Raw genomic sequence first — 13,125 nt, forward strand, 5'->3', positions numbered from 1 at the left:
GGTTGCGGCGGGACTGAGGTCCGTGGTCCGGGGGAACAGCGCGCTGTGGGGAGGCGTCGTGGACGACTATGCGGGTCGGGTGCTCGCCGACCGCTATCGGCTGCCGCTGCCCCCCGACGACACCTACGACCTCGTCGAGACGCGCGCCTTCGACACGTACAGCGGACAGGAAGTCCTGGTCCGGCAGGTCCCGTTGCCCGAGGTCGTCGACGCCGAGGTGCTCGACGGCGACGACGCGTACGGGACACCCGACGCCTATATGCGCGGGAGCGGGAGCGGGAGCGGGTACGGTGCCGCGCCCGGCTACGGGCGGACCACCCGGCGGCCCGCCGATCCGGCCGTGCGCCGGGCCGTCGAGGCGGCCCAGGCGGCCGCCCGGATCCCCGACCATCCCCGCCTCGACCAGGTCTTCGACGTGTTCGCGCAGGACGGTTCGCTCTGGATCGTCAGCGAACTGGTAGCCGCGCGCCCGCTGTCGGCGCTGCTCGCCGATCGTCCGCTGAACCCTTTCCGCGCGGCCGAGGTCGCCTCCGACGTGCTGACCGCGCTCGCGGTGCTGCACGCGCACGGCTGGACGCACCGCAACATCACCGCCCGTACGGTGCTGATCTGCGACGACGGACGGGTGGTGCTGACCGGCCTCGCGGCGGGCGCCGCCGAGGAGGCGCTGTGCGGGTACGCCCCGGTGCCGCTCCCGCCCGACGGCGACGGGTTCGGTGAGGTACCACCGGCCGAGCGCTCGGCCGGCCCCGACGAAGCCGCACCGGGCCGCACTTCGGACAGTGATCCCGACCCGCGCCCCGCATCGCCCGGGGCCGCCGCGCGGGCCGGGGTGATCGCCGCGTACCGCGCGGGCGCCAGGGCCGCGGCCCGCACGGACCTCCCGGTGCAGCGTCCCGCCCCGGACAGCGCGCCCGAAGGCACGGCCCCCTCGGAACAGGCCCGCCAGGCCGGACTCGAAGGGAGCTGGGCCACCCCCGACGCCCCCGGCGACCAGGGCATGTACGACCCCGTACGCGGCGTACGGGTCCCGAGCGGCGCCCCCGCCAGCCCGTACGCCGAGGACCAGGGCAGCCCCGACTCCGGCCGCACCCGCCGCCAGTACGACCCGGTGACCGGACGCTGGGTCCCGCGCCCCACCCCCCGCCAGGCGGCGGAGCCCCGGAGCCCGTCCACCCGTGACGCCGACTCCCACAAACCTCAAGGGAGTTCAGGCACCGCGCCGTCGGCCACCCCTGCTCCCGCTCCCAGACCCCCCGCCCTGCCCCCGGGGTTCCGGGCCGATGCCTTCCGGGCCGACTCGCAGCGTCAGCCGCACCCTGCCGCGCCGCACCCCACCGCCCCGCTGCCCGTCCCGGCGGTCGAGGGACGGACACCCGCGCCCGAACAGCGGACCGACCAGGCCGACGCCCCCTACCGCGGCCCCGCCAACCGGCTCGCCGCCGAGCGGGCCCGGCACACGCGGATGGCCGTCGTGGGGGCGGTCACCGAGCGCTGGGCGCCCGAGCAGGCCGGGCCCGTGCACGAGAACTGGCGGCTCGCCCCGCCGATCGGCCCCGCCACCGACCTCTGGGCGCTCGGCGCCCTGCTGTTCCGCGCGGTGCAGGGCCACGCCCCCTACCCGGAGGAGAGCACGGCCGAGCTCGTCCAGATGGTGTGCGGGGAGCCGCCCGCGTTCGCCGAGGAGTGCGGACCGCTGCGGCCGGTCGTCGAATCGTTGCTGCGCCAGGACCCCACCGAACGGCCGGAGTTCGAGGAGCTGCGCGGCTGGCTGCGCTCGCTGGTGCGGTCCGCGCCCGAGCCGGACGCGGGCACCCGCATCGCCCCGCTCGTCGTGCCCGACGCCAGGCGGCTCCCCATCCTGCGCCGCCGCGGCGAACTCGTACGGCGCAGACGGCGCGCCGCCCCCGTGCCCGTCGCCCCGCCCGCCGAACACGGCCGTCACCGCCAGGCCGCGCCACGGAGCCGGAGACCGAGGTCGCTCGGCCGGGTCCTTCTCCTGCTCATCCTCGTGCTGCTCGCCGCGGCGATCGCGTACGCCGTGCTCTTCATGCCGCGGTCGGACTCCGCGCAGAACACCGGCAGCGTCACCCCGCCGCACACCGACGGACAGCAGAGCCCCGGCCGTGCTTCCCAAGTGCCCACGCCCGGCGGCACGCCGCCCTCGCAGCAGACGCAGACCACCGGGCCCGGCGGGACCGGTGCCACCCCGGCCGCCGGTTACGCCGTGCGCAAGGACGCCGAGGGGTTCCAGGTCGGCGTCGACAAGAGCTGGCAGCGGCAGCCCATGAACGATGCCGGGCAAGTCCGGTATGTCGGGGGTGATTTCATCCTGATCGTCGTTCCCGGGCGGGACTCGGTGAAGGACAACGGCTCGGATCCGCTGGCCTACCAGGCCGACAAGGAGCGCGAACTCCAGCCCTTCCGGGACTCCAGCTGGTCCACCTCCACCGGTCTGCGGCGCATCGACGTCGGGCAGCGGTCCATGGCCGAGGGGCAGTTCACCTGGCGCGACAGCAGCGGCCGCCAGGTCTATGTGCGCAATCTCGCCATGATCGTCAATGGCCGATATCACGTGGTCCAGGTCATCGGTCCGGAGGCGCAGCGTGACAAGGTGACGGAGATCTTCGGGCAGGCCACCGGCGCCTACCAGGCCATCCGCTGACATCCGGTCACGCTGCGCAGTCCCCGAAATCGCCCCGCACGCACGGGATTCGACGGTTTTGTACGCCGCGGAACACGGCCGAAAGACCCGATCACCGCGGGACCAACGGTCCGTATGGTCACGGTTGGGTGCCCCGAGGTTCCCTGGCCGGATTCCGCTCCGTAATCTGACCTCGTAGGAAAGGTCTGGGCGGGCGGGGGACGTGGAAAACACTCACAGCACGAACGGCTCCGGCGCGGGGCTGCTGCTCGCCGGGCGCTATCGGCTCGGCGACGCGATAGGCCGCGGCGGCATGGGCAAGGTCTGGCGCGCCCACGACGAGGTGCTGCACCGCACCGTCGCCGTCAAGGAACTCACCGCCGCCCTCTACGTGGCCGAGGCCGACCGGGCGATCCTGCACGCGCGCACCCAGAAGGAAGCCCGCGCCGCCGCCCGCATCACCCACCCCGGCGTGGTCACCGTCCATGACGTCCTCGATCACGACAACCGGCCCTGGATCGTCATGCAGTACGTCGACGGGCCCTCGCTCGCCGACGCCGTCAAGGCCGCCGACGACCACCGCATCGACGCGCGCGAGGCCGCCCGCATCGGGCTGCACGTCCTCGGCGCGCTCCGCGCGGCCCACGCGGCCGGCGTCCTGCACCGGGACGTGAAGCCCGGCAACGTGCTGCTCGCCGGCGACGGCCGGGTCCTGCTCACCGACTTCGGGATCGCCGCCATCGAGGGCGACGTCACCATCACCAAGACCGGCGAACTCGTCGGCTCCATCGACTACCTGGCGCCCGAGCGGGTCCAGGGCGCCCACCCGGGCCCCGCCTCCGACCTGTGGTCGCTCGGCGCCACGCTGTACGCCGCCGTGCAGGGCGAGTCGCCGTTCCGCCGGGACTCGCCGATCTCCACCATGCAGGCCGTGGTGGAGGACGAACCCCCGGCGCCCGACCGGGCCGGGGCGCTCGCCCCCGTGATCGTCGCGCTGCTCCGCAAGCAGCCGGAGGACCGCCCCTCGGTCGAGGAGGCCGAGCGGATGTTCCTCGACGCGATGGAGGGGCGCGCCTCCAAGGCCGCCCAGGCCTATGTGCCGACCCGTCAGCTGTCCGAGCGGGACATGCGCTCGGCCGCCGAATCCCGGACCGGGCCCACCGAGCTCAACGCGGCCCCGCGCCCGGCCCCGGAGCGGCCCGCCCCGCAGACCGTCACCCGGCCCGCGCCGCGCAGGCGCCGCTGGCGCACTGTGGCTCTGGTCGTCGTGCTGGCCGCGGTCGTCGGCGTGGGCACGGGATTCGCGTACATGAAGTACCAGGAAGGCAGGGGCGATTCGGGCGGTGGCAGCTCGCAGAACTCCGGCTCGCCCACCACGACCGACTCCGGCGGCAAGCCGGGCGGCGGCGACCAGTCGGTGCCCGCCGGTTTTCAGCGGGTCAAGGACCCGGCCGGCTTCAGCATGCTCGTGCCCAAGGGCTGGAAGCGGCAGATGGACGGCACCGAGATCGACTACACCCCGGACAACGGCAAGCACCGCATCCGGATCAGCATCGACAAGGTGCCCGACTTCGAGAACCCGTACATGCACATGCTCAACCTGGAGAAGACGCTGAAGGAGCGGCTGCAGTACAAGCGGCTCACCCTGCACAGCAACACCTTCCGGGACCAGGAGCGGTCGTCCCTCTGGGAGTTCACCTACTACGAGAAGCAGGACTTCCCCGGCAAGCGGCACGCCATCGACCAGATGTACTACGCCGACGGCGGCAAACCCGAGTACGCCATCTACATGTCGGGCCCCGACGAGGACTGGGCGACCATCCGCCAGCAGTTCGACACGGTGCTCCAGAGCTGGCAGCCCACCTCCTCCAACGGCGGCTGACCGGGCTGCTCCCACCTGCGGCGAACGCCGTCGGAGCCCGCCCGGGGTGCGGCATGATGGGCCCTGCACACTGTGCGGGGAGATCGAGGGGGAACCCGGTGCCCACAGCAGAGCAGGATCCGAAAGAGCCCCAAGTCCGTCCCAACTCCCGCCTGGTGGCGGGGCGCTACCGCCTCGGGGGGCGGCTCGGCCGGGGCGGGATGGGCACGGTCTGGCGCGCGCAGGACGAACTGCTCGGCCGCCAGGTCGCCGTCAAGGAACTGCACCCCGAGGGCGGCGCGCCCGCCACCGCCGCGCTGCGCGAGGCCCGCGCGGTCGCCCAGATCAAGCACCCGCACGTCATCGTCGTCCACGACGTCGTCGAGGAGGCCGGCCCCGACGGCGCGGGCGGGCGTTCGTACATCGTGATGGAGCTCGTCGACGGCGGCTCGCTCGCCGACCGGCTCGCCTGCGCCGGGCCCGTCGGGGTCCAGGAGGCCGCGCGCATCGGGGTCGCCCTCCTCGGCGCGCTCGCCACCGCCCACGCCCGGGGCGTCCTGCACCGCGACCTCAAGCCCGCCAACGTCCTCATCGAGGAGGACAGCGGACGCGTCGTGCTCACCGACTTCGGCATCGCGCAGGTGCCGGGCACCTCGACCATCAGCGAGGAGGGCGCGTTCGTCGGCTCGCCCGAATACACCGCGCCCGAGCGGATGCAGGGCGCCAGCGCCGGGCCCGAGTCGGACCTGTGGTCCCTCGGCGCGCTCCTGTGCGCGGCCCTGAGCGGCGAATCCCCCTTCCACCGCGACTCGTTGGGCGGCGTCCTGCACGCCGTCGTCCTCGACGAGATCCGCCCGCCCCGGGCCGCCGGCCCGCTGCTCCCCGTCGTCCACGGCCTCCTGGAGCGCGACCCCGCGCACCGGCTCGGCGCGGGGGAGGCGGAATCGCTGCTGCGTACGTTCGCGGCGACGGGCAGCACCCCCAGACCGCGCTACGTGCCGACCGAGCGCGTCGACCAGCCGGTGCCGCCGGCCCCCGAACTCCCCGCCACACCCGTCACATCGCCCTCGCCCGTCGCGCGACCCTGGCAGGCCCGGAGCGTGCTGGTCGGAGCAGCCCTGGTGATCGTGCTCGCCGGGGCGGGCGCGGCCGTCGCGGTCCTCGCGCTCGGCGGCGGTGGGGGCGGCCGCACCTCGGTGGAGCAGTCCGCGCCGAGCACCGGCGCCGCCCCGCCGGACGCCTCCTGGCGACCGCCTCCTCCGCCGCCCCCTCGGCAGGCCCCGCCGCCGGTGCCCGACGGATTCCGTTTCGTCCGCGACCCGGACGGCTTCGCGATCGTCCTGCCCGAGGGGTACGTGCGTACCACCGACGAGCAGCGCGTGTTCTACAAGTCGCCGGACGGCGCCCTCCGGATCGGCATCCGCATCCAGAACGCGGTCTCCGGCGGCCCGCTCGCCGTCATGAAACTCGCGGCCGCGAACGGGCCCGCCAGCAACCCCGGTTACCGCGACGGCAAGGTCACCGCGACCACCCATCACGGGCGCGACGCGGCACTGTGGGAGTTCACCTGGAACGGATTCACCCGGGCCGAGGGCGCCCGGCACACCTATGACGAGTGCTGGGACGACTTCGGGCGGATGTACGACGTGTGGGTGTCGGCGCCGGTCGACCGGCTCGACGAGGCGAAGCGGACCTTCGACACCGCGCTCGACTCCTTCGCGCCGGGCCCCTGAGTCGTCCGCTGCCGCGTGCTTCTGTCACGGGTGTGCATCCGCACACAGCCCGATGTGGCACCCCGCACCGCCGTTCGTCAGGATGTGAACATGACCAACGATGGGGGACGGGCGAACGAGCCCACCAGCTACGGCCTGCGGCCCCCGGAGCCCGCTCCGGTACCGCAGCAGACACCGTACGAACCGAAGCCGTACGCGCCGACGCAACAGCAACGCGCCGACGGCGACGGCACCGTCGACGGCACGGGGCGGCTGCTCGGTGGCCGCTACCGCCTGGTGGGGCGGCTCGGGCACGGCGGCATGGGCACGGTCTGGCGGGCCCGCGACGAGGTCGTCGACCGGGACGTCGCGGTCAAGGAACCCCGCGTGCCCGACCACGTGGGGGAGCGGGAACGGGCCAACGTATATCTGCGCATGCAGCGCGAGGCCCGCGCCGCCGCCCGCATCGACCACCCCTCGGTGGTCACCGTGCACGACGTCGTCATGGAGGACGGCAAGCCCTGGATCGTCATGGAGCTGGTGCGCGGCCAGTCGCTCGCCGACCGGCTCCAGGAGGGCACCCTCGACGTCCGCGAGGCCGCCAGGATCGGCCTCGCCGTGCTCGGCGCGCTGTCGGCGGCCCACGAGGCGGGCGTCCTGCACCGCGACGTGAAGCCGGACAACGTGCTGCTCGGGCGCGGCGACCGGGTCGTGCTCACCGACTTCGGCATAGCCCAGGTCGAGGGCGAGCAGGGCCTGACCGAGACCGGCGCGTTCGTCGGCTCGCCCGAATTCATCGCCCCGGAACGGGTCCTCGGCCAGCGCCCCGGCCCCGAGTCCGACCTCTGGTCGCTCGGCGTGGTCCTGTACGCGGCCGTCGAGGGCATGTCGCCGTACCGGCGCAGCAACACCCCGGCCACCCTCCAGGCCGTGCTCTCCGCCGAACCGCAGATGCCCGCCCGGGGTTCGGGCGCGTTCGGCACCCTCGTCATGCAGCTCCTGCGCAAGGACCCGGCGGCCCGGCCGAGCGCCGCCGAGATCCGCGCGACGCTGGAGCAGGCCGCCAGCCCGGCCCCGGCCCCGCTCGCTGCGACCCGGCTGTACGGGGCCGACGGGGCACCCACCGGCGGGAGCCGCTGGGTGCCGCCGGTCCTCGTCGGCAGCCGCAGGGCCCGACTCGGGCTGGGCGGCGGGGTGTTGGCGGCCGCCGTCGCGGTCGTACTGCTCCTGGCGAACCCGTTCGGCGGCGGCGGTCTGCCCGCGGGGTGGCAGGTCCGGCCCGAGAACGAGGTGCTGCACGCGGACGTCACCGTCCCCGACGACTACGCGCGCACCCAGGGCACCGAGGGTGACAACGTCACCTACAAGGACCCGAGCGCCGTCTTCCAGATCTACGTCGACCGGCTCGACCCGGCCACCGACAAGACCCACAACACGCTGCCCGGCGACCCCGGGGCGTGGAAGACGTACTACGAGAAGGGCGGCAAGAACGGCACCGAGTTCACGGACGGCAAGGTGACCACCACCACCGTCAAGCACCAGGGTGAGCAGTCGTACGACATCGTCACCGACTACACCCCGAACTCGGGCTCCTCAGACCCCAACCCGACCCGCTACCGCTACCACGAGCTGCTCGTACCCGGGAAGGGGACCGCCTACTGGCGGCTGCGGGTGTCGATGCCGGCCGCGGGCAGGGCGGCCGAGGACGGCGAGGACCTGTTCACTCGGGTCGCGGACGGCCTGAAGATCCACGACCTGTAACCCCTGGGGCCTCCGGTGGCCGTAAGTCGCTGATCAGCACTTATGTAGCCAGTGATCGCTGGCGGGGTTACCGGGGGTCCGAAAACCCGTTACCGACGGGTACCGAAAGTGCTCCGGCGGGCATACGCTCACCCCCATGACGGACTCGCAGGCCTCGCCCACGACCACCCTCAAGCCCGCCGGAACCAACCCGGTCGCCCCGGCCCCAGCAGGCGCGCGCACCGCCGCCGATGTGGTCACGGGCCAGCTGGTCGCCCAGCTCACCCGGGGTGTGGCCGGCTCCGGACGGACCGCCAACCACACCCCGTTCACCGGGGAGAAGCTGGCCGACCTGCCCGAGTCCACGCCCGAGGACGTCGCCGAGGCCTTCGCGCGCGCCCGCGCGGCGCAGCGCGCCTGGGCCGCGACGCCGGTCCGCGCCCGCGCCGCCGTGCTGCTCCGCTTCCACGACCTGGTGCTCGCCCGCCAGGCCGAGGTGCTCGACCTGATCCAGCTGGAGACCGGCAAGGCGCGCCTGCACGCGCACGAAGAGGTGCAGGCCGTCGCCGTCGCCGCCCGGCACTACGGGCGCAAGGCCCCGGCCTACCTGAAGCCCAAGCGGCACACGGGAGTTGTGCCCACCCTGACCAAGGTCACCGAGCTGCGCCAGCCGCGCGGGGTCGTCGGGCAGATCGCGCCCTGGAACTACCCGCTCGAACTGTCGGTGGGCGACGCGCTGCCCGCGTTCGTCGCCGGCAACGCCGTCGTGATGAAGCCCGACACCGAGACCGCGCTGACCGCCCTGTGGGCGCGGGACCTGCTGATCGAGGCGGGCCTTCCGGCCGAGGTCTTCCAGGTCGTCCTCGGGGACGGACCGGTTGTCGGCCCCGAGGTCGTCAAGCACGCCGACTACGTCTCGTTCACCGGCTCGACCCGCACCGGCCGCGAGGTCGCCCAGGGCGCCGCGGCCCGACTGGTGGGCGTGTCGCTGGAGTTGGGCGGCAAGAACGCCATGCTCGTCCTCCACGACGCCGACGTGGAGAAGGCGGCCGCGGGCGCGGTCCGCGCCTGCTTCTCCTCCGCCGGACAGCTCTGCATCTCGATCGAGCGACTGTACGTTCACGAATCGATCGCCGACGCCTTCGTCGAGCGATTCGCCGCACGTACGAAGGCGATGCGGCTCGGTCGATCACTCGCGTACGGAGCGGACATGGGCTCGCTCGTCGGCGAGCGCCAGCTGGAGACCGTCACCCGGCACGTCGAGGAGGCCGTCGCCAAGGGCGCCAAGCTCGTCGCGGGCGGCGTGGCCCGCCCCGACATCGGACCGCTCTTCTACGAGCCGACCATCCTCGACGGCGTCGAGGCCCCCATGGCGGTGTGCAGCGAGGAGACCTTCGGACCGGTCGTCTCGATCTACCGCTTCACGGACGAGGACGAGGTCGTCGAGCAGGCCAACGGCACGCCGTACGGCCTCAACTCCTCGGTGTGGACGAAGGATGCGCGCCGCGGCCACGAGGTGGCGGCCAGGCTGAGCACCGGCACGGTCAACATCAACGAGGGATACGCGCCCGCCTACGGCAGCGTCCAGTCGCCGATGGGCGGCATGAAGGACTCCGGGCTCGGCCGCCGGCACGGCTCCGAGGGCATCCTCAAGTACACCGAGGCCCAGACCATCGCCCAGCAGCGCATCCTCCCCCTCGCCCCGTCCTTCGGCATGGACGACGAGAAGTACGCGGCCTTCATGAGCCGCAGCCTCAAGGCGATGAAGGCCCTGCGCCTGCGCTAGCTCCCACCGGACACCCCCCCGTCCCACGAAGACCAGTCCGCCCCTGTGCACGAGGAGAGCCATGTCCCAGGTACCCCCAGCCCAGAAACCGGACGAGGACGGCGGGGGCGACCACGGCTACGACTACGACGTCGTCGTGATCGGCTCGGGCTTCGGCGGCTCGGTGACGGCGCTGCGGCTCACCGAGAAGGGCTACCGGGTCGGCGTCCTGGAGGCGGGCCGCCGCTTCACCCCGGCCACGCTCCCCAAGAACTCCTGGGACATCAAGAACTACCTGTGGGCGCCGAAGCTCGGCCTCTACGGCATCCAGCGCATCCACCTGCTCGGCAACGTGATGGTGCTCGGCGGCGCCGGCGTCGGCGGCGGCTCCCTCAACTACGCCAACACCCTCTATGTGCCGCCGAAGCAGTTCTTCGACGACCCGCAGTGGAGGGACATCACCGACTGGCAGGACGAGCTGGCGCCGTACTACGACCAGGCGCGGCGCATGCTCGGGGTGCGGCTCAACCCGACGATGACGCCCTCCGACGTCCACCTCAAGGCCGCCGCCCAGCGCATGGGCGTCGGCGACACCTTCCACATGGCCCCGGTCGGCGTCTTCTTCGGTGACGGCCAGGATGCCGACGGTACGTCAAAGGCCAAGCCGGGCACGGTAGTTGACGACCCGTACTTCGGCGGGGCCGGTCCGTCGCGCACGGCGTGCACCGAGTGCGGCGAGTGCATGACGGGCTGCCGGCACGGCGCGAAGAACACCCTCAACGAGAACTACCTCTACCTCGCCGAGAAGGCGGGCGCGGTCGTCCACCCCATGACGACCGTCGTCTCGGTGACCGGCGACTCGCGCGGCGGCCACGCCGTCGCCACCCTGCCCACCGACCGCAAGAACTCCGCGGGACGGCTGTTCACCGCCCGCCGCGTCGTCATCGCGGCCGGTACCTACGGCACCCAGACCCTGCTGCACCGGATGAAGGCGGGCGGTCACCTTCCGTACATCTCGAAGAGGTTGGGCGAGCTGACCCGGACCAACTCCGAGGCGCTCGTCGGTGCGCAGACCACCAGCCGGCGTTACCGCAAGCAGCACGGCGCGCCCAGGGTCGACTTCACGCGGGGCGTCGCCATCACCTCCTCGATCCACCCGGACGAGAACACCCACATCGAGCCCGTCCGCTACGGCAAGGGCTCGAACGCGATGGGCAGCATGTCGATCCTCCAGGTGCCGTACGGGGTCAACCGGGTGCGCAACTGGCTCGGGAACGCGGCGAAGCACCCCCTGCTCCTCGCGCGTTCGATCAGCAACCACCGCTGGTCCGAGCGAACGATCATCGGCCTGGTCATGCAGTCACTCGACAATTCGCTCACCACCCACCTCAAGCCGGACGGCGTCGGCAAGGGCCTGCTGACCGCCGAGCAGGGGCACGGCACGCCCAACCCCCAGCAGATCCGGGCGGCCACCGAGGGCGCGAACGCGATCGCCGCGGAGATCAACGGCTTCGCCGGTTCGAACGTCGGCGAGCTCATGGGCACCCCGCTCACCGCGCACTTCCTGGGCGGCTGCCCGATCGGCGACTCGGCCGCGACCGGAGTGATCGACCCGTACCACCGGCTCTACGGGCACCCCGGCATCTCGGTCGTCGACGGCGCGGCCGTCTCGGCGAACCTCGGCGTGAACCCGTCCCTGACGATCACCGCACAGGCCGAGCGCGCGATGTCGCTCTGGCCGAACAAGGGCGAGGAGGACCCGCGACCCGCGCAGGGTGCCGCCTATGTCCGCCTCGCCCCGGTCGAGCCGAAGTCCCCGGCGGTCCCGGCAGAGGCGTTCGGCGCCCTGAAGCTGCCGTTCCTGGGGATGCCGGCGGTCCCGCCGAAGGCGGACGAGTAACGCCGCCGGTCCACACGGCAAGAGGCGCTGCACCCCCCTCCGAGTGCAGCGCCTCTTACGTATCGGAGACCTGGTGGAGCCCCTCCGGCGTGAACAGAACACGGGCGAGGCTGTTGGTTCCGCATGCATGACCTGTGACTCCTGTGAATGGTTGTCCTGCCTTCACGAAATCCTTATGTGATCCACGCCACCCCTCCCTGGCGGCAACCTTCGCGCGGCTCCGCATGTCGAACCGCTGCCGCGGCGTGTGCCGCACAGGACATGTCAAGAGGGGCCACCAGAAGTGAGCGAGAAGCCGCCGAGCTCGAAGGGGTCGTCGGGCGACGACTCGCTGCCGGACGAGATGCCGGACGAGATCTGGGAGCAGTTCGTCCGCGACACCGAGCAGGACATCAGGAAGTCCGCGCCCAAGGAGCCCTCGGCGCGGGCCCGGATGGTGACCGAGCGGCTGCGCAAGGAGCAGGAGGCCGCCGAGAGCCAGTCCCGCGGCCGCAAGGGCAAGAGGCGCCCCGCCGAGCCGGAGGGGTGGCGCACCGGCCCCGCCTGGCAGGAGATGAACGGGCGCGCCGGCCGCAAGCGCCGCATGTGGGGCGTGCTCGGGATCTTCGTCGCCGCGGGCGTCCTCCTTGTCGCACTGAACCCGTCCCGCGCGCTGTCCCTGATCACCGGCGACGACAGCTCCGGCGGCACGACGACGGCCCAGCTCCCGCCGGAGACCGCCGCGCCCACGGCCGCCCCCTCCTTCTCCGACCCGGACCACCCCACCCTGAAGGAGCCGTTCCGCGGTTCGCCCGCCGTGCAGTACGCGGACGGAGCCGCCGGCATCGAGCTGCCCGAGGCCACCGCCCTGGGCGGGCTCTCCAAGGAGCAGGTGGCCGCGGGCCTGACGCGCACCCGCGACCTCCTGATCGACGCGAACCTGAACCCGGCGACCCTGCGCGGCGGCCGCTCCGACGCCGCCCTCGCGCTCATCGACCCGCTGCAGAAGGACATCCTCGGCCGCTTCGCCGCCGGTCTGGCCAAGCCGGACAAGGACCACGACCCGCTGAACTTCTTCAGCCGGTTCGACCCCAAGAAGCTCAAGCTCGTCGGGGACGTGGTCAAGACCCGCGGCCGGACGACGGTCGCCAAGGACGCCACGAGCGGGGTCGTCGTGCACGCCGACTACACCTTCGTCTACCCCCTGGTGAAGACGGCACCGGGCTCGACGGAGGTGGCCCGCACGATCGTGCGCCGCATCCTCGACGTCCACGTCTCCGACCCGTCCGTCATGCGGTCCACCGCCGGAAAGCTCTGGATCGTCAGTTACGACGTGGACATCGCCAACTCGGCCTGCGACAGCAACGACGGCTATTTCCACCCGGACTTCGCCGACGAGACCCCGTCGGGCCCCTCCCCGAGCGGCTCCCCCGTCGACCCGTACGACCGCAGCAGGGACCTGACACCGGACCGCCCGGAGGGCTGCGGCCTGGTCAGCCGCACGTAAGCCCTGCCGACTTCTCC

At 72.7% G+C, this 13,125-nt stretch carries 7 protein-coding genes; all 7 read left to right on the forward strand.

What is annotated here, in order from left to right; translation table 11 throughout:
- The first annotated feature begins 58 nt into the window (after window positions 1–58).
- The 7 genes from ABD346_RS15710 (at window position 59) to ABD346_RS15740 (ending at window position 13,108) form a co-directional block, all read left to right on the forward strand.
- Window positions 59–2,665: a protein kinase gene (locus ABD346_RS15710; protein ID WP_344375338.1), complete on the forward strand. Its 2,607-nt coding sequence runs from the start codon at window positions 59–61 to the stop codon at window positions 2,663–2,665.
- Between the two features lie 202 nt (window positions 2,666–2,867).
- Window positions 2,868–4,526 carry a serine/threonine-protein kinase gene (locus ABD346_RS15715; RefSeq protein WP_344375339.1) on the forward strand — a complete coding sequence of 553 codons (1,659 nt, stop codon included), beginning with the start codon at window positions 2,868–2,870 and terminating at the stop codon, window positions 4,524–4,526.
- Window positions 4,527–4,624: 98 nt separating this feature from the next.
- Complete coding sequence (locus tag ABD346_RS15720; protein WP_344375340.1) at window positions 4,625–6,238, forward strand: serine/threonine-protein kinase; 1,614 nt, start codon at window positions 4,625–4,627, stop codon at window positions 6,236–6,238.
- A 90-nt stretch (window positions 6,239–6,328) separates the two neighbouring features.
- On the forward strand, window positions 6,329–7,978 hold the full coding sequence (locus ABD346_RS15725) for a serine/threonine-protein kinase (protein ID WP_344375341.1): 1,650 nt from the start codon (window positions 6,329–6,331) through the stop codon (window positions 7,976–7,978).
- Window positions 7,979–8,114: 136 nt separating this feature from the next.
- Complete coding sequence (locus tag ABD346_RS15730) at window positions 8,115–9,743, forward strand: succinic semialdehyde dehydrogenase (RefSeq protein WP_344375342.1); 1,629 nt, start codon at window positions 8,115–8,117, stop codon at window positions 9,741–9,743.
- Between the two features lie 61 nt (window positions 9,744–9,804).
- Window positions 9,805–11,622 (forward strand): GMC oxidoreductase, encoded by a 1,818-nt coding sequence (locus tag ABD346_RS15735; RefSeq protein ID WP_344375343.1) that lies wholly within the window; start codon window positions 9,805–9,807, stop codon window positions 11,620–11,622.
- Window positions 11,623–11,905: 283 nt separating this feature from the next.
- Window positions 11,906–13,108 (forward strand): hypothetical protein, encoded by a 1,203-nt coding sequence (locus ABD346_RS15740; protein WP_344375345.1) that lies wholly within the window; start codon window positions 11,906–11,908, stop codon window positions 13,106–13,108.
- The last annotated feature ends 17 nt before the right edge of the window (window positions 13,109–13,125 follow it).

The sequence above is a fragment of the Streptomyces mauvecolor genome, assembly GCF_039532965.1.
GTDB lineage: Bacteria > Actinomycetota > Actinomycetes > Streptomycetales > Streptomycetaceae > Streptomyces > Streptomyces violascens.